This is a genomic window from Isoptericola sp. b408 (genome assembly GCF_030588085.1).
GTDB classification, from domain to species: domain Bacteria; phylum Actinomycetota; class Actinomycetes; order Actinomycetales; family Cellulomonadaceae; genus Isoptericola; species Isoptericola sediminis.
On sequence record NZ_JAUQYQ010000002.1, the window covers coordinates 270660 to 287118 of the forward strand.

Annotated in this window: 17 protein-coding genes; 11 read left to right on the top strand and 6 right to left on the bottom strand. The window is 74.9% G+C overall.

Translation table 11 applies throughout. The features are described 5' to 3' along the window. Window positions 1–27: 27 nt before the first annotated feature. The 3 genes from Q6347_RS06880 (at window position 28) to Q6347_RS06890 (ending at window position 2623) form a co-directional block, all read left to right on the top strand. Window positions 28–1410, top strand: a complete 1383-nt coding sequence (locus Q6347_RS06880; RefSeq protein WP_304604255.1) for an MBL fold metallo-hydrolase RNA specificity domain-containing protein — start codon at window positions 28–30, stop codon at window positions 1408–1410. 151 nt (window positions 1411–1561) lie between these two features. Then, complete coding sequence (locus Q6347_RS06885; RefSeq protein WP_304604254.1) at window positions 1562–2068, top strand: GyrI-like domain-containing protein; 507 nt, start codon at window positions 1562–1564, stop codon at window positions 2066–2068. A 30-nt stretch (window positions 2069–2098) separates the two neighbouring features. Continuing rightward, window positions 2099–2623 (top strand): flavodoxin domain-containing protein, encoded by a 525-nt coding sequence (locus Q6347_RS06890; RefSeq protein WP_304606997.1) that lies wholly within the window; start codon window positions 2099–2101, stop codon window positions 2621–2623. A gap of 3 nt (window positions 2624–2626) precedes the next feature. On the opposite strand, the gene Q6347_RS06895 is transcribed toward Q6347_RS06890, so the two are convergent. From Q6347_RS06895 to Q6347_RS06905, 3 genes are read right to left on the bottom strand one after another with little or no spacing between them, the layout of a single operon-like run. Continuing rightward, the gene (locus Q6347_RS06895; RefSeq protein ID WP_304604252.1) at window positions 2627–3616 is read right to left on the bottom strand and encodes a zinc-binding alcohol dehydrogenase family protein; all 990 of its coding nucleotides are present in this window, start codon (window positions 3614–3616) and stop codon (window positions 2627–2629) included. A gap of 8 nt (window positions 3617–3624) precedes the next feature. Next, on the bottom strand, window positions 3625–4509 hold the full coding sequence (locus Q6347_RS06900; protein ID WP_304604251.1) for a universal stress protein: 885 nt from the start codon (window positions 4507–4509) through the stop codon (window positions 3625–3627). An 11-nt stretch (window positions 4510–4520) separates the two neighbouring features. Next, window positions 4521–5936, bottom strand: a complete 1416-nt coding sequence (locus Q6347_RS06905) for an FAD-binding oxidoreductase (protein WP_304606998.1) — start codon at window positions 5934–5936, stop codon at window positions 4521–4523. Window positions 5937–6200: 264 nt separating this feature from the next. Between Q6347_RS06905 and Q6347_RS06910 the strand changes: the two genes are divergently transcribed. Continuing rightward, window positions 6201–6641 (top strand): CBS domain-containing protein, encoded by a 441-nt coding sequence (locus Q6347_RS06910; RefSeq protein WP_304604464.1) that lies wholly within the window; start codon window positions 6201–6203, stop codon window positions 6639–6641. Between the two features lie 55 nt (window positions 6642–6696). Here Q6347_RS06910 and Q6347_RS06915 read toward each other — a convergent pair whose 3' ends face one another. Then, window positions 6697–8466, bottom strand: a complete 1770-nt coding sequence (locus tag Q6347_RS06915) for a serine/threonine-protein kinase (RefSeq protein ID WP_304606999.1) — start codon at window positions 8464–8466, stop codon at window positions 6697–6699. 214 nt (window positions 8467–8680) lie between these two features. On the opposite strand from Q6347_RS06915, the gene Q6347_RS06920 reads away from it, so the two are divergent. The 5 genes from Q6347_RS06920 to Q6347_RS06940 all read left to right on the top strand — a co-directional run bounded on the left by Q6347_RS06920 (window position 8681) and on the right by Q6347_RS06940 (window position 14307). Continuing rightward, window positions 8681–10450, top strand: coding sequence for a bifunctional 3'-5' exonuclease/DNA polymerase (locus Q6347_RS06920; protein WP_304607000.1), 1770 nt, complete (start codon window positions 8681–8683; stop codon window positions 10448–10450). A 79-nt stretch (window positions 10451–10529) separates the two neighbouring features. Beyond that, the gene (locus Q6347_RS06925; RefSeq protein WP_304604247.1) at window positions 10530–11948 is read left to right on the top strand and encodes a sugar porter family MFS transporter; all 1419 of its coding nucleotides are present in this window, start codon (window positions 10530–10532) and stop codon (window positions 11946–11948) included. A gap of 24 nt (window positions 11949–11972) precedes the next feature. After that, window positions 11973–12845 (top strand): Nif3-like dinuclear metal center hexameric protein, encoded by an 873-nt coding sequence (locus Q6347_RS06930; protein WP_304604246.1) that lies wholly within the window; start codon window positions 11973–11975, stop codon window positions 12843–12845. A 35-nt stretch (window positions 12846–12880) separates the two neighbouring features. Continuing rightward, window positions 12881–13621, top strand: coding sequence for a zinc ribbon domain-containing protein (locus Q6347_RS06935; RefSeq protein ID WP_304607001.1), 741 nt, complete (start codon window positions 12881–12883; stop codon window positions 13619–13621). Next, entirely contained in the window at window positions 13621–14307 is a 687-nt protein-coding gene (locus Q6347_RS06940) for a histidine phosphatase family protein (protein WP_304607002.1), read from the top strand. The genes Q6347_RS06935 and Q6347_RS06940 overlap by 1 nt, the downstream gene beginning before the upstream one ends. 7 nt (window positions 14308–14314) lie before the next feature. Here Q6347_RS06940 and Q6347_RS06945 read toward each other — a convergent pair whose 3' ends face one another. Then, window positions 14315–14641, bottom strand: a complete 327-nt coding sequence (locus Q6347_RS06945) for a TfoX/Sxy family protein (RefSeq protein ID WP_304604244.1) — start codon at window positions 14639–14641, stop codon at window positions 14315–14317. Window positions 14642–14686: 45 nt separating this feature from the next. After that, window positions 14687–15520, bottom strand: coding sequence for a YaaA family protein (locus tag Q6347_RS06950; RefSeq protein WP_304607003.1), 834 nt, complete (start codon window positions 15518–15520; stop codon window positions 14687–14689). A 35-nt stretch (window positions 15521–15555) separates the two neighbouring features. Here Q6347_RS06950 and Q6347_RS06955 point away from each other — a divergent pair, with 35 nt between their 5' ends. Both Q6347_RS06955 and Q6347_RS06960 read left to right on the top strand, forming a co-directional pair. After that, on the top strand, window positions 15556–16023 hold the full coding sequence (locus tag Q6347_RS06955) for a nucleoside deaminase (RefSeq protein WP_304604242.1): 468 nt from the start codon (window positions 15556–15558) through the stop codon (window positions 16021–16023). Window positions 16024–16052: 29 nt separating this feature from the next. Beyond that, on the top strand, window positions 16053–16436 hold the full coding sequence (locus Q6347_RS06960) for a tautomerase family protein (protein ID WP_304604241.1): 384 nt from the start codon (window positions 16053–16055) through the stop codon (window positions 16434–16436). Window positions 16437–16459: the final 23 nt, after the last annotated feature.

Sequence of the window (16459 nt, forward strand, 5' to 3'; positions counted from 1 at the left end):
GACGGGACGACGACCCGAGGAGTGCGCATGAGCGAGGCAGCATCGGTCGCACTGACCTTCCTCGGTGGCGCCGGGACCGTCACGGGGAGCCGGTTCCTGATCGAGTCCGCAGAGCGGCGGCTCCTGGTCGACTGCGGCCTGTACCAGGGGGAGCGGCGGTGGAGGCGGAAGAACTGGGACGCCTTCCCGGTCTCGCCCCGGACCATCGACGACGTGGTGCTGACGCACTGCCATCTGGACCACTGCGGGTTCCTCCCGGTCCTCGTGCGTGACGGCTACGAGGGGTCGATCCGGATGACCGAGGGGACGGCCGCGCTCACGGCGATCGTCCTGCGGGACAGCGCGAACCTGCAGGAGCGGGACGCGGACATGGCCCGTGCCGGAGGGTGGTCCCGTCACGACCCGCCCCTGCCCCTCTACACGGTCGCGGACGCCGAGCGGGCGATCGAGAGGTTCGAGACCGTGCCCTTCGACGTCGACGTCGACCTCGGGAGCGACGCCGGCGTCCGGCTCCACCGTGCCGGGCACGTCCTGGGCTCGGCCAGCGTGCTGGCTCGTGCCGGGTCCGCCCGCGTCCTTTTCTCCGGAGACCTCGGCCGCACGGAGCACCCGGTGCTGCGACCACGAGCCGACCCCCCGGCGGCACGCACGGTGGTGATCGAGTCCACCTACGGCGACCGTGAGCACCGCGAGCCGTCCCGGGCCCATGCCGCGTTCGCGGACGCCGTGCGGCGCACGATCCGTCGAGGCGGGGTGGTGCTCGTGCCGGCCTTCGCCGTCGACCGCACGGAGCTGGTCCTGCACGCCCTGTCCGCGATGGTCCGCGACGGGCAGATCCCTCCGGTCCCGGTCTTCGTCGACAGCCCGATGGCGCTGGCCGCCCTCGACGTCTACGGGCGCGCCGAGGTGGCCGGAGAGCTGCGCGAGGGCATGTCGAGCTTCGTCGACCTCCCGTCGCTGCACGCGGCACGGACCCCGGAGGAGTCGATGCGGCTCAACTCGCCGCGGCAGCCCTGCATCATCGTGTCCGCCTCGGGGATGGCGTCCGGCGGCCGGGTCGTCCACCACCTGCGCCACCTGCTCCCGGACCGACGCAACTGCGTGGTCCTGACCGGCTACCAGGCGGTCGGCACGCGCGGCAGCATGCTGCGCGACGGTGCCCGCGAGGTGAAGATGATGGGCCGGTACGTGCCGGTCAAGGCCGAGATCGTCGAGGACCAGGAGTTCTCCGTCCACGCCGACGCGAGCGAGCTGGTCGACTGGCTCCGGCAGATGCCGGAGCCGCCAGAGGTCGTCTACGTCGTCCACGGCGAGGAGCAGGCGTCGGCCGCCCTGGCCGGACGCATCCGTGACGAGGTCGGCTGCGTCGCCGTCGTCCCCCGGTCCGGCGAGAAGGTCCTGGTGGACTGACAGCCCGTCCCGGCCCCGGGGTCGGAGGCGGCCGGGACCTCCGGCCGACCTCTCCGGGACCATCGGCCCTATCCGGGCGGACCGCCCCGACCGATCGTGGGAATCAGCGGGCGACGGCGCACCGCGGGGACCGCCGGGAGGTCGAGGAGCCATGGCCGAGACGCGAGAGATCCACCTCATCGAGTCGCTGGAGCAGCCCACGTTCGGGCTACGCCAGATGGTGAGCCAGGAGGACATGCCCGCGCTCTTCGCGCGCGTCCTGCCCGTGCTGACCGCGGCGATGGAGCACGGTGGGGTGCAGCCCGCCGGGCCGCCGTACGCCCGGTACCGCGGCCGGATGGCCGGCGGCTTCGACGTCGAGATCGGGTTCCCCCTCGCCGAGCCGGCGACGTTGACGGTCGACGACCCCGGACCGGGCGAGCCCACCGCCGACGTGCTGCCGGAGGCCCGTGTCGTGGAGACCGTCCACCACGGCGGCTACGACGGGCTGGCCGCGACGTACGCGGACCTGGAGTCGTGGATGGCCGAGCGCCACCTGGAGCCGCTGGACCAGTCCTGGGAGTTCTACGAGGCCGGCCCCGAGTCCGACCCCGACCCGACCACCTGGCGGACCCGGATCGTCATGCCGGTCCACGGCCCCGAGGTCGAGGCCGGCTGAGAGCGCACACGCGCCGAGGAGATGAGCACCATGTCCGCACTCGTGGTCTACGAGTCCAGCTTCGGCAACACGGCCCTGGTAGCACGGGCCGTCGGCGACGGGATCGCCGAGCACATGCCGGTCCGCGTCCGGTCCGTGACCAGCCTGGGGGACGACGAGACCGACGGCGAGGACCTCGTCGTCGTCGGCGGTCCGACCCACGCGTTCGGGATGAGCCGGCCGCAGACCCGGCACGAGGCCCAGGAGCGGATGGGTGACCGCCCGACCGACTACCCGGGGATCCGGGAGTGGATCGACCGTCTCGACCCGGACCGGGAGGGGCGTCTGTACGCCACCTTCGACACCCGCGTGGAGAAGGTGCGCCACCTGCCGGGGTCCGCCGCGCACGCTGCCGCGCGGGCGCTGCGCAACGAGGGGCACCGGGTCGTGGACCGCGGCGCGTCGTTCTACGTCGCCGACGTCGAGGGGCCGCTGCTGCCGCACGAGCGGGACCGCGCCCGCCAGTGGGGCGAGCGCCTGGCCCGTCGTGCCCTGGAGATGCTCCAGCGGGCCTGACGGTCAGTCCGGCTCGAGCACCAGCGAGCCCGAGGCGCGTCCGGCACGCAGGTCGTCCAGCGCCGCGTCCGCAGCGGTGAAGGGGTAGCGCGTGACGGTCGGCGTCAGCCGTAGCGTGGTCGCGAGCCGGAGCAGCGCGGCACCGTCCGCCCGCGTGTTCGCCGTGACGGTGCGCAGGTCGCGTTCGTCGAACAGGTTCTCCTGGTAGCCCATGGCCGGGATGTCGGTCATGTGGATGCCGGCCAGCACCACCGTGCCGCCCCGCTCGGTGGCCTGCAGCGCGCACGGCACCAGCTCGCCGGCGGGGGCGAACACGATCGCGGCGTCGAGCCGCACCGGGGGCACGTCGGCGGCACCGCCGACGAAGGCGGCCCCGGCGTGCCGTGCGAGCTCCCGGTTCTGCTCGCCCCGCGTCATGACGAACAGCTCCGCGCCCCGGGCCGCCGCCACCTGGGCCGTGAGGTGCGCGCTGGATCCGAAGCCGTAGATCCCCAGCCGTCCGCCCGGCGGGAGCGCAGCACGCGTCAGCGCGCGGTAGCCGATGATCCCCGCGCAGAGCAGGGGAGCCGTCGTCACCGGGTCGTGGTCGGACGTCAGCGGGTACGCGAAGGCCTCCGGCACGGTCGTGAACTCCGCGAACCCGCCGTCGGCGTCCCACCCGGTGTACCGCGAGTCGGGGCAGAGGTTCTCGCGCCCCTCCCGGCACCACCGGCAGGCTCCGCAGGTGCGGCGCAGCCAGGCGACCCCGACACGGTCACCCGGTCGCAGCCGGCGGACGCCCGGTCCCGTGCCCTCGACCGTCCCGACGACCTGGTGCCCGGGCACCACGTGCGGGCGGTGGACCGGGAGCTCCTGGTCCACGACGTGCAGGTCGGTCCGGCACACCCCCGAGGCCTCGACGCGCACGAGCACCTCGTCGGCCCCGGGCTCCGGGACGGCGACCTCGGACCTCGTCAGGCGACCGGGCTCGGTGCCGGTCGTCCAGGCCCGCATCGACGTCGTCAGTCCTCCTCGTGGTGCGGACGGGAGGTGTGGGCCACGACCACCACGCAGGGCGCGTCGCCGAGCAGGGCGTCCGGCACCGACCCGAGCAGCCGGCCGACGAACCGGGGGTGCCGGTGCCCGCCGAGGACCAGCAGGTCCGAGGCCGTCACCCGGGTGAGCAGCGCGTCCGCCGGGTCGCCCTCGACCACCTCGACCTGGCACTCCACGTCCGGGTGGAGCACCGACCAGCTCTCGGCCAGACCGCGCAGCGCGGCCCGGACGTCCTCGTCCCGGCCCGCGCCGGCCTCCCGGGCGGCACGGGTCGAGGGCTGCACGGCGTGCACGAGCACGACGGGGCTGCCGCACCGGTGCGCCTCCGAGAACGCCAGGTCCAGCGCTGCGGAGGGGTCGTCGTCGAACCCGATGCCGACGACCACCCGTTCCGGGGCCGTGCCCTGGGCGGCCGTCGGCACGACCGCGACCGGCCCCCGGGCGTGGGCCGCGGTCGCCGCGGACACCGATCCCAGCGCGTGGCGGGTCTCGCTCCGGCCCCGGCGACCCACCACCACCAGGTCGACGTCGCGGGAGTACCCGGCCAGGACGGCGTCCGCCGCCCCGACGCTCGGTGCGGAGCGCACGGGCGGTGCCCCCTCGCGGCGCGGTCCGACCCGCGAGAGGACCTCGCTGAGGATCCGCTCGCCCTCGTCGCGCAGGAGCTCGGGGTCGTAGGCGGGCACGGGGCTGATCGGTCCCGCGGGCACCGTGCGTGCGTGGGTCACCGTCAGCGTGGCGTGGTGACGCTCGGCCGCGGCCAGGGCCCAGTCGAACGCGTGGTAGCTCTCGTGCGACCCGTCGACGCCGACGACGACCCCGCGCGACCAGATCTCGCTCTTCTCGATCATCGTTCCTCTCCTCAGGGCGCGACGTTCTGGTGCAGTCGGAACAGGTTGTCCGGGTCCATGCGCTGCTTGAGGGCGCGCAGCCGGGCGTAGTTCGCCTCGCCGTGGGCCGCCCGCAGCGTCGCCTGGCCGCCCTCCTGGAACCCGGGAAAGTTGAGGTACTCGCGTCCCGTCGACAGGTCGTCGAGGTCGGCCGCGCACGCCCGGGCCCACCGCACGTTGGCCTCGTCGTCACCGGGCTCCGTCCAGTTCGCCTCGATCCCCACCAGGTAGGGTGCGCTGCGGTCACCGAACGACGTGTCCTCCGGCGCGACCCGGGACATCGCGCCGCCCATGTGCCACAGATCGATGGTGGACAGCGCCGAGGGACGGCGGTACGTCTGGTCGACGGCGCGGCGCAGCGCCTCCTCCGAGAGCTCGGGCAGGTGTACCGAGCGCCAGTAGTAGCGCATCCCGTTCGGGTAGTCGGCGTCGAAGATCTGCTGCAGCTCGACGTAGGGCATCGGGCCGCTGAGGTCGGCCGCCGGGTCGGGCAGGTCGCGGATCGGCGCCAGCAGCTCGGGACCGCGCGCGGGGTCGGTGACGCAGGCCAGCACGATGACGCACGGCTGCCCGGTGAGCTCGGCGGGGATCGCGTCGTCCTCGGGAGCGGCCCCCAGCACGGCCATCGAGGAGACCTCGTCGGGCAGGTCGGCGGACCAGTCGCGGTAGGCGTGCAGCACCTCCATGGCGCGTTCGGCCCGGTGGACGACGAACCCTGCGTAGACCTCGGGCCCGACGGGGTGCAGCCGCACCACGAACTCGGTGACCACGCCGAGGTTCCCGCCCCCGCCGCGCAGCCCCCACAACAGCTCGGGGTCGGACTCCTCGTCGACGTGGTGCACCGACCCGTCGGCGGCGACGATCGTGGCACCGACGATGTTGTCGCAGGTCAGGCCGAACCGGCGGCGCAGCCAGCCGATCCCTCCGGTCAGACCGAGCCCGCCGAGACCGGTGTCGGAGAACACCCCGGCCGGCGTCGCCAGGCCGTGCTCCTGGGAGGCGGCGTCCAGGTCGCCGAGGCGGGCGCCGCCGGCCACCCGTGCCAGCCGGGCGCCGGGGTCCACCGAGACGTCCCGCATCTCGCCGAGGTCGATGACGAGCCCGCCGTCGACGCCGGCGGTCCCGGCCACGTTGTGCCCGCCCCCGCGGACGGCGACCAGCAGGTGGTGCTCGGCGGCCAGCAGGACGGTGCGACGGACGTCCTCGGTGGTGGCGCAGCGCACGATCGCGGCGGGACGCCGCTCCGTGACCCCGTTCCACAGGGCCCGGACCTCGTCGAAGTCGTCGTCCTCGGCGCGGACCAGGCGGCCGGCCAGGGCGGCGGCGAGCGCGTCCAGCTCGGCGTCGAGCCGTGCGGTGCCGCCCTCGAGCGTGGTGAGCTCGGTCATCACCGCTCCTTCGTGGTGTGGTGCCGGCGACCTCGCCGCGCCCGCAAGGTCCTGGCCGCCGCGGGACGCCCTCCTGGTGTCGAGCGTAGCCACGGTTCACCCGCTCGCCGGGTGGGCGCCGCCACCCCGTCGGGTGAATCCCTGCCGCGGCAGGACACCCCGACCGGCCCGGGGCCGCAGAGCGAGCGCGGGCCGATGTCGTAGCGTCGTGGCAGGAGGCCGGGACGACGAGGTCCCGGCGTGCACACCACGGAGGTGTCCGGGATGCGGGTGACAGAGACGTTGCGGCACAAGGGCGAGGGCGTGGTCACCATCGCGCCGGGATCGACCGTGCGCGAGATGCTGGCGCTGCTCGCCGAGCACCGGATCGGTGCCGTCGTCGTGTCCGTCGACGGCATGCACGTCGACGGCATCGTCAGCGAGCGCGACGTGGTCCGCCGGCTGCACGTCGACGGTGACGAGATCCTCGACGGGCCGGTGACGCGGATCATGACCGTCGACGTCCACACCTGCACCCCCGGGACGTCCCTCGACGACCTCATGCTCGTGATGACCGAGCGCCGCATCCGTCACGTCCCCGTCCTGGACGACGGCAGGCTGGTCGGCATCGTCAGCATCGGGGACGTCGTCAAGCGCCGGATGGCCGAGGTGCAGGCCGAGCGGGACCAGCTGACCGACTACATCGCCGGCGGCCCCGGGGTGTGACGCGGCAGGGCCGCGCCCGCGCCGTGGCGCCCGGGAGGTTCCGGTCGCCCCCCCGTCAGGGCATGGGCGAGGAGCTGCGGCTCGGTTCGGCGATCGGGTCCGCGTCCTCGCTGGGTGCCGGCGCGGGATCGGGCGCGCTGGTCTGCGTGGCGGTCGGTTCCGGCGCGGGCGCGCTGGTCTGCGTGGCGGTCGGTTCCGGCGCGGGGGAGCTGGTCCGTGTGGCGGTGGGCTCGGGCTCCGGCGCCGCGGTCGTCGGGTCGTCCGTCGGCGAGGGGGAGTCCGTGGGGGTCGGCGAGGACGTCGGCTCCTCCGTCGGCTCCTCGGTGCGGGTCGGTGCCGACGTGGGCTCCGACGTCGGCGCCTCCGGCTCGGAGGTCGGGCCGGTCGTCGTCGGTGACGGCGACGGCTCCGACGTGGGTGACGGCGACGGGCTCTGCAGGACCGGGACGACCGGTGCCTCGTCCTCCCCGTCGAGCAGGGGCCAGGTCATCATCGCCCCCACGGCGGCGGCCAGGACGAGGGCGAGCGCCCCGACCAGGACCCATCGCCGGCGCCGTCCCGCAGGGACCGTCTCCGCGCCGCTGCCGGACCCGTCGGCGCCGGTCCCTCCGGCACCCGGGTCCGCCGCGGCAGCATCCGTGCCGAACGCCGCGCCGGCACCGGCACCTGCGCCGACGGCCGCACCGGCAGCCGCCGCGGTCGTCGCGGCCGCGGTGTCGCCGCCGCCGTCGGCCGCGACGTCGCCCTCGGTCGCGCCGGCGTCACCGTCCTCGACCGCGGCGATCTGCCGTGTGCGCTGCAGCTCCGCACCCAGGTCGTCCACCGCGGCCGCGGCCGCGGCGGCGCCGACCGCTCCGAGCGCGGCGGTCCGGTGCGGGTCGTCCTCGTCGACGCGGCCCAGGTCCATCGTCTGGTCGGGGGACGCCCCGCCGCCGGGCGCCGCGACGGCGGCGGACCCGCCGAGCAGCGACGCCACCGCCGTGCGCATGGCGGCGGCCGAGGCGAAACGTCGTGCCGGGTCCTTCGCCATCGCCTGTGCCACGAACCGGTCCACGGCGGCCGGCACGGCGGCCCGTCGGGCCGAGGGTGCCGGGACCGGGGCCCCGACGTGGGCGCGCAGCACGTCGTCCGGTGTCGCCCGCTCGTACGGCGGGTGCCCGGTCAGGACGTAGTACGCCAGGGCGCCCACCGCGTACACGTCGCTGCGCTCGTCCAGCGGCCTGCCACGGGCCTGCTCGGGGGACATGCCCAGGGCCGAACCCGTCACGACACCCGCGGCGCCCTCCGCGTCGCCGGGAGTGGCGAGCCCGAGGTCGATCAGCCCCACCGTGGGGCCGCTCTCCTCGTGCCGCGAGACGACGACGTTGCGCGGGCTCACGTCCCGGTGCACGAGTCCGGCGGCGTGCACGGCCGCGAGCGCACCGAGCACCCCGTCCACGACGACGAGGGCCTCCCGCCACGGCAGGCCGGTGCCGGCCACCGTCTCGGACAGAGGGGCACCGGGGAAGCGCCGGGTCAGGACCCACGGCACGGTCGCCCCGGCGACCTCGTCCTCGCCGGAGTCGAGGACCGTCGCCACGTGCGGGTCGTCGATCTGCTGCGACGCGGAGATCTCGCGGTCCATCGCGGCGCGCGCGGCCTCGTCGTCGACGAGGTGCGGGTGCAGGGTCTTGACGAGGAGCGCGGGTTCGGCGTCGTCGGGTCCCGCGTCCACCCGGGTGGCCTCGTAGGCGGTGTAGGTCCCCCCCGTGCCGAGGACGTCCCCGAGCACGTAGCGGCCGCCGAGGATCACTCCGCCGCCGGAGCGGTCGTCGTCCGGTGCCACCTCACGCACCGCCGTCGGGGCGGGACGCCTGGTCGGGTACGGCGATCGGCGGCACGGCGTCGACGGGCTCGGTGTTCTGACTCATAAGCCTTCACAGGATACGCGGGGAAAGCCGCGCGGTCGCGGCCACGTGGGCCGTGCGCCGCGTGACGCGCGTCGCCCCCCTGCGGGACCGCGCCCGCGCGGTGTCGGAGGGACGCGCGAGGATGCTCCCGTGCACATCGTCCTGGCCCGGCAGGCCTCCGGGGTCGTCCAGGCCGTCCGACGTCCGGAGGGGGCAGGGAGCGACCCCGACGACGCCTCGCCGTGGCGGCTGGCGCCGGGTGAGCTCTCCGCCGCCGTGCACGCCCGGGAGTCCGTGGAACCGTCGCGCTGGACCTGGGTCGACACCAACCGCTGGTACCCCGCCCTGCTCGCCGACGGGGTCCGGGTCGAGCGGGCCCACGACCTGCGCCTCGCCCACCGGGTGCTGCGCGGCTCGCGGTTCGCGCACGGCTCCGACCTGGCCGGTGCCCCGTCGGGTCCCTGGGACGCCCTGGAACCCACCGTCGCCGGGGGAGCGGTCGACCGGGCCCGCCCCGAGCAGCAGGCCGACTCGCTGTTCGACCTCGGTGACCTCGACGGACCCACGCACGGGGCCCGGTCGGGCCGTCCCGCGCAGACCGACCCGGACCCGGTGGCCGAGCTGGCCGCCCAGCAGGCCGCCGTCGCCGGTGCGTCGGAGCCCGGCCGGCTGCGACTCCTGCTCGCGGCGGAGTCCGCCGCGGCGCTCGCGGCCGCCGAGATGCACCACGCGGGCCTGCCGTGGCGCGCGGACGTGCACGACGCGATCCTCACCGAGGCCCTCGGGCCCCGCCCGGCGCCCGGCCTGCGCCCGGACCGGCTGGAGGCGCTCGTCACCGAGATCCGCGCCGCCCTCGACGCCCCCGCGTCCCTGAACCCCGACTCCCACCCGGACCTGCTGCGTGCCATGGAGTACGCCGGCGTGGGGGCGCGCAGCCTGCGCAAGGGGGAGCTCCAGCGCCTCGAGCACCCGGTGATCGCCCCGCTGCTGGAGTACAAGAGCCTCTACCGGCTCTACACCGCGAACGGCTGGCACTGGCTCGACCAGTGGGTCCGCGGCGACCGGTTCCGCACCGACTACGTCGTCGGCGGCGTCGTCACCGGCCGCTGGTCCTCCACCGGCGGGGGAGCCCTGCAGCTGCCGAAGGGCGTGCGCGGCGCGGTGCGGGCCGATCCCGGCTGGGTGCTGGTGGTGGCCGACGCCGCCCAGCTCGAGCCGCGGGTGCTCGCCGGGATGGCGCGGGACGAGGCCATGGCGCGCGCCGGCCGCGACGGCGACCTGTACGCCGGCATCGTGGCCGGCGGTGCCGTCGCCTCGCGCGAGCACGCCAAGGTGGGCATGCTCGGCGCGCTCTACGGCGGGACCACGGGTGTCAGCGGTCAGGTGCTCCCGCGGCTGCGCAGCGCCTTCCCGCGGTCGATGGGACTGGTCGAGGAGGCCGCCGCGACCGGTGAGCGCGGGGGCGTGGTGACCACCTGGCTCGGGCGGTCCTCCCCGCCGCCGGGGCAGGCCTGGGACGACGCGCAGTCCGGTGCGCTCGGGGACGACCCCGCCCCGGACGCCGCGACGCTCGCCCGGTCCTCGGCGCGCGCGTGGGGGCGGTTCACGCGGAACTTCGTCGTGCAGGGCACCGCGGCCGAGTGGGCGGACTGCTGGCTGGCCTCGATCCGCCGCCGGCTCTGGGCGCTCGGCACCGCAGCGACCGACGGTCGCGCGCCGGCGCCGTTCACCGACCGCCCGCACCTGGTGTTCTTCGTGCACGACGAGGTCGTCGTGCACGCGCCGGCCGAGCTCGCCGACGCCGTCGCCCACGAGGTGCGCGAGGCGGCCGCGGAGGCCGGACGGCTGCTCTTCGGCGAGTTCCCCGTCGCCTTCCCCCTGACGGTCGCCGCCGTGCCGGCCTACGACGAGGCGAAGTAGCGCCCCGACTCCGGCAGGCGCCCGACGGCGTGCGGGCCTAACCTGGCCGGGTTCTGACGACAGCGGCGGAAGGGGCACCATGTCAGGCACGGCACAGACCCAGGAGCAGGGGTTCCACGCGGGGCGTGTGATCCAGCTCGCGGTGACCGCGGCGCTGGGCGGCTTCCTGTTCGGCTTCGACACGGCGGTGATCAACGGCGCCGTCACGCCCATGCAGGAGGCCTTCGGCATGGGTGCCGGGGTGACGGGCTTCGTCGTGTCCTCGGCGCTGCTCGGCTGCATGGTCGGCGCGTACTTCGCCGGGCGGCTCTCCGACAAGATCGGCCGCGTCCGCGTCATGGTCATCGCCTCGGCGCTGTTCACGATCTCCGCCATCGGCTCGACGTTCGCCGTCGGCCCGGTGGACATGATCATCTGGCGCGTCATCGGCGGCCTCGGCGTCGGGGCGGCGTCCGTCATCGCGCCGGCCTACATCGCGGAGATCTCGCCGGCGCACATCCGCGGGCGCCTCGGCTCCCTGCAGCAGATGGCCATCGTCACCGGCATCTTCATCGCCCTGCTGTCCGACTACGCCATCGCCGCGGCGGCCGGCGGGGCCGGCAACGAGTTCTGGTTCGGCCTCGACGCCTGGCGCTGGATGTTCTTCACCGAGGTCATCCCCGCCGTCATCTACGGCGCGCTCGCGCTGTCGATCCCGGAGTCCCCCCGGTTCCTGGTGCACCAGGGCCGCGAGGACGAGGCCCGCAAGGTGCTGTCCAGCGTGCTCACCGAGGGCGTCGACGACCGCATCAGCGAGATCCGCCGCACGATCATCCGCGACCGCGCCACCTCGCTGCGGGACCTGCTCAAGCCCACCGGCGGTCTGCTGCCGATCGTCTGGATCGGCATCGCGCTGAGCGTCTTCCAGCAGTTCGTCGGGATCAACGTCATCTTCTACTACTCCTCGACCCTGTGGCAGGCGGTCGGGTTCACCGAGGACGACGCCCTGCAGCAGACCGTCATCACGTCGGTGACCAACATCGTCGTCACGGTCGTGGCGATCCTGCTCATCGACCGGATCGGCCGACGTCGCCTGCTCACCATCGGGTCGGCCGGCATGTTCGTGGCCCTCGGGACGATGACGATCGTGTTCAGCCAGGCGCCGCTCGTCCCCAACGACGCCGGCGAGCTCGAGCCGGTCCTCAGCGACAGCGCCGGGATCGTCGCCCTCGTGGCCGCCAACCTGTTCGTCGTCTTCTTCGGGATGTCCTGGGGCCCGGCCGTGTGGGTGCTGCTGGGGGAGATGTTCAACAACAAGATCCGTGGCACGGCCCTCGGCATCGCGGCGGCGGCCCAGTGGCTGGCCAACTTCGCGATCTCCAGCTCCTTCCCGTCCATGGCGGAGGTCGGGCTGTGGTTCGCCTACGGCTTCTACACGATCGCGGCGCTGGCGTCGCTGTTCTTCGTGTTGCGGTTCGTCCCCGAGACCCGCAACAAGGAGCTCGAGGACATGGAGTGACCGGCACGTCCTAGGCTCGGGGCCATGAACGCCGAACACCCCACGCTGGCCGACGTCGTCTCCGTCCTGGAGGACCTCTACCCGCCGTCGACGGCGGAGGGCTGGGACGCCGTCGGTCTGGTCGCCGGCGACCCGTCGCGGCCGGTGCGCCGGGTGCTGTTCGCCGTCGACCCGGTGGCCGACGTCGTCGCCGAGGCCGTGGAGTGGGAGGCGGACCTCGTGGTGACCCACCACCCGCTGTTCCTGCGCGGCGTGCACTCGGTGGCGGCGACCACGTTCAAGGGTGCCGTGGTCCACCGGCTGCTGGCGGCGGGCTGCGGGTTGTACGTGGCGCACACGAACGCCGACGCGGCGCCGCGGGGGGTCGCGGACGCCCTGGCCGACCTCGTGGGGCTGACCGACCGCCGTCCGCTCGTCGCGCACGTCGACGACACCGAGCGCGGGCTGGGACGCGTGGGCACCCTCGACCACCCCACGACCCTGGGCGAGTTCGCCGAACGCGTCGCCCAGGTGCTGCCCACCACCGCCCAGGGTGTCCGCGTGGCCGGCGACCTCGAGGCCCCGGTGTCCACGGCCGCGGTCGTCGGCGGGTCGGGCGACTCCCTGTTCGACGCCGTGCGGGCGACGGCCGCCGACGTGTACGTCACCGCCGACCTGCGTCACCACCCCGCCTCCGAGCTGCGCGAGCGGGCCCTCTTCGAGTCGACCGACCCGGAGCGGCGCGAGGCGGGCACCCCGTTCCTCGTGGACGTGGCGCACTTCGCCTCCGAGTGGCCCTGGCTGGCCTACGCGGCCACGGATCTCTCCGCCGGGCTCGGAGACGGTACGGTGACCACGAAGGTCAGCACCCTGGTGACCGACCCGTGGACGCACCGCGTGGGCGGCGTCGGGCGCTGACCGGCATCAGGAGAGCAGACCGAGAGGACCCGTCCATGGCTACCGCACCCGTCGAGGACCAGCGTCGTCTGCTCCAGGTCCAGGCCCTGGACACCCGCCTCCAGCAGCTCGCCCACCAGCGCAGCAAGCACCCGTCGCTGACGACGCTGGCCGAGCTGGACAAGCGGCTCGCGGACCTGCACTCCTCGCTCGTGGACTCCCGGACCGCCGTCGCGGACCTCGAGCGCGAGGTCGCCAAGGCCGAGGCCGACGTCGAGCAGGTGCGCACCCGCGCGACCAAGGACCAGCAGCGGCTCGACAGCGGCGCCCTCGGTGCCAAGGACGCCCAGGCCGTGGTGAGCGAGCTCGAGTCGCTCGCCCGTCGGCAGAACGTCCTGGAGGAGACCGAGCTCGAGATCATGGAGCGGCTGGAGGCCCACCAGGAGTCGCTCGGGCAGGTCGAGGCCGCCCACGGCGAGCTGGTCGCCGCCCAGGAGAAGGCCGCTGCCGAACGGGACGCCGCCTACGCCGAGATCGACGCCGCCGCGCGGGAGGTCCAGGCGGAGCGCGCCCAGCTGGCCGAGGGGCTCGACGCCGGTCTCGTGGCGCTCTACGACCGCCTGCGCGGCCAGCTCGGCGGTCTCGGCGCCGCTGCCCTGCGCGGCAACCGCTGCGAGGGCTGCCGCCTCGAGCTCAACCCGGGTGACCTCGCCGCCGCGCGCGGCGCCGCCCCGGAGCAGATCGTCCGGTGCGAGGAGTGCGGCCGGATCCTCGTGCGCGACCCCGACGGTTCCTGATGCACCGCCGACCCGCCCCCGGAGCCCTGGCGCGCTACGACGGCGCGGTCCCGGCCACGCTCGTGCTGGTGCGGCACGGCGTGACGCACCTGACCGAGGCGGGGGCGCTGTCCGGCGGCGACGTGCCCGGGCCGTCGCTGACCACGGCGGGTCGCCGCCAGGCGGCACAGGCCGCGGACGCCGTCTTCCGGCTCGGCACCGAGCGCTGGGCCGACCTCGCCCGGCCCGACCTGCTGGTCGCCTCCCCGATGGTGCGCACCCAGGAGACCGCCGCCGCGATCGGCCGGCGGCTCGGGATGCACGTCACGACGGACGAGCGCTTCGCCGAGGTGCGCTTCGGCGTCTGGGAGTCCCTGACGCCGCAGGAGGTCGAGGAGACCTGGCCGGGCGACCTGGCCAAGTGGGTCACCAGCGGGTCCTTCGCCCCGCCCGAGGGAGAGTCCTACGCGGACCTGGGCGAACGGGTCGGCCCCGCGGTCGACGAGCTGGCGGCGGGCACGGTGGGGCGCACCGCGGTCGTGGTCGCCCACGCCGCCGTGATCCGGTCCGTGATCGGCCGGGCGCTGGACGCGCCCCCGGCGGGGTGGGGGCGCCTCCGCGTGCCGCCGTGCTCGCTGTCCATCGTGCGGCTGTGGCCCGACGGGGACCGCGAGGTCACCGCCGTCGGGCACCCCGCCGCCGACTGACGACCGGTCACTTCGGCGGCAGGGCAGCGGCGTGGTCGGCGCCGCGGGCCACCCAGGCGTCCAGCGTGGCGGGGTCGGCGAGCTCGTCCCGTCCCACCGAGACGAACCCCCGCATCTCGCGGTGACCCATGCTCATCGGGGCGGCGCCCGCGGCCAGGGCGTCCTCGTACCCGTCCGGGCCGACCCGCACCATCAGCGCGTCGCGCAGCACCCCCGCGGCCATGTTCCCGGAGAGCATGAACGCGATGCCGCCGAACATCCTCCGCTCGGTGAGCCCCTCCCACCGGGAGAGGGAGTCCCGCACGCGGTCGGCCAGCTCCTCGTCGTAGGCCATGGCGCCAGTGTGCGCCGCTGGCACGCGCCCCGCCCGGGAGACCGGTCAGGCGACGACGAGCTCCAGGGTGTGCGGGCGACGTGCGCCGGTGGCCTCGTGCAGCTCGGCCGCGACCATCCGGTAGCTGAGCCCGGTGCCGACCTGCGTGCCGATCACCTCGCCGTCGAGCTCGCGGGCCGCGGCGAGCAGCCCGGTCGCCGAGGTCGGGGGAGCGGCCCGGCGACGCAGCAGGTGGCCCGTGAGCACGCCACGGGTGTGCTTGGCGTTGTGCGAGACGACGGTGCGCTCGCCGTCCGCCTCCCGCACGACCCGGACCGTCACCCACTCGGCGGCGTGGTCGCCGGTGGTGGCCGGCTTCCACGCGGAGACGTAGGCGGACGAGCGGCAGTCGACGACGACGTCGCCGGCGGCCCGCTCGGCCAGCGCGGCGGTCAGGTGCGGCCGCCAGGCGGTGGCCAGCCCGCCGACGCCCGGCAGCGTGACGCCCATGGACAGCCGGTAGGCGGGGATCCGGTCGGACGGCGCGACGACGCCCCACAGGCCCGAGAAGATGCGCACGTCCGCCGCCGCACGGGCCGCCGCCTCCCCGTCGAGCTCGGCGAGGCCCGCCGCCGCGTACAGGACCCCGGTGTAGACGTCGGTCGCCGGTGCCGTCGGGGCGGTGCGCAACCGGGTGTTGCGGGCGACCTCCTCCGCCAGGCCCGCCCCCACCTTGAGGACCGCGGTGGCGTCGTCGCGGGCGCTGGCGGTGGCCAGCGCGTCCAGGACGGCCTCGCGCTGCGCGGTGAGCTCCGGCGCGGTGAGCGCCGCGAGGTCGACAGGTGCGCCGTCGTCGGGCGCGGGGGTCTTGCCCTCGGAGGGCGGCAGGCAGATCAGCACCCGGACACCTTAGGCAACCGTGGGACGATCTCGGCATGACGAACGACGTGCACTGGCTCACCCGGGCCGTGGAGCTGGCGACGAGTAGCGTCCCGGCCGGTCACGGGCCCTTCGGTGCGGTGGTCGTCCGCGACGGCGAGGTCGTGGCCGAGGGGACGAACCGTGTGACGACCGACACGGATCCGACCGCGCACGCCGAGGTCGTCGCGCTGCGGCAGGCGTGCGCACGGCTCGGCGTCTTCGACCTGAGCGGCGCGGTGCTGTACAGCTCGTGCGAACCGTGCCCGATGTGTCTCGGGGCCGCCCTGTGGGCGCGCGTCGACCGGGTGGTGTTCGCCGCCGACCGCGACGACGCCGCCCGTGCCGGCTTCGACGACCGGCACTTCCACGAGGTGCTCGCCGGCCGACAGCCCTCGGAGGTGCCGATGGAGAACCTGCGGATCGACGCCGCGCTCGCCCCGTTCGAGGCATGGCACGCCTATCCGGGGCGCACCGCCTACTGACGGACCGCCCCGGGCGGTACGGTCCCCTCATGGCGCAGGTGAAGATCTACGGAAACCGGACCATCTGGGGCGAGCGTCGTGAGGAGGTCTCCGACGCCGTGCACGACGCGCTGGTCACGGCCTGGCGGATCCCCGAGGACAAGAGGTTCCACCGGTTCCTGCTGCTCGAGGACGGGGACCTCGTCGCGCCGCGGTCGGACGCGTACCTCCTCATCGAGGTCGTCTGCTTCTCCGGCCGGTCGACCACCGCGAAGAAGGCGCTGGTCAGGGCCATGTACGACGAGGTCGCGCCGGCCCTGGACCTGGCGGACGACGACCTGGAGGTCGTGATCCTCGAGAGCCGGCCGGAGAACTGGGGGATCCGCGGACGGACGGCGGACGAGCTGGCGCTGACGTACCCGGTGGAGGTCTGAGGCCGGTATCCTTGCGGGGCGGA